Here is a 339-nt window from a genome sequence, read left to right on the forward strand (position 1 = left end):
TGCGAGGTGGACATCCAGCCACTGCCGGTCTGTGAGCAGACGATCGGAATTGATGTAGGGCTGAAGTACCTGGCGGTGACCTCCGATGACGAGGTCGTTGCTAATCCGAGACACACACGCCGCTATGAACAGCAGTTGGCGAAGTGGCAACGCCGGATGTCACGCCGCATGCGAGGCGGCAGCAACTGGCAGCGGGCGAAGATCAAGGTGGCCCGCATCCATGAGAAGATTCGGAACAGCCGACAGGATGTGCTCCAAAAGCAGACGACGAAGTGGATTCGTGAAAACCAAACGATCTGCCTCGAAGACTTGCGTATCCTGGAGATGATGACCAAGGGC

At 57.5% G+C, this 339-nt stretch carries 1 protein-coding gene; it reads left to right on the plus strand.

Features of this window, described 5'->3' with window-relative positions; genetic code table 11:
- A partial coding sequence (locus PA598K_RS34375; protein WP_148092038.1) for an RNA-guided endonuclease TnpB family protein occupies positions 1–339 on the plus strand: 339 nt, incomplete at both ends.

The organism is Paenibacillus sp. 598K (assembly GCF_003851045.1).
In the GTDB taxonomy this organism is placed as follows: Bacteria; Bacillota; Bacilli; order Paenibacillales; family Paenibacillaceae; genus Paenibacillus_D.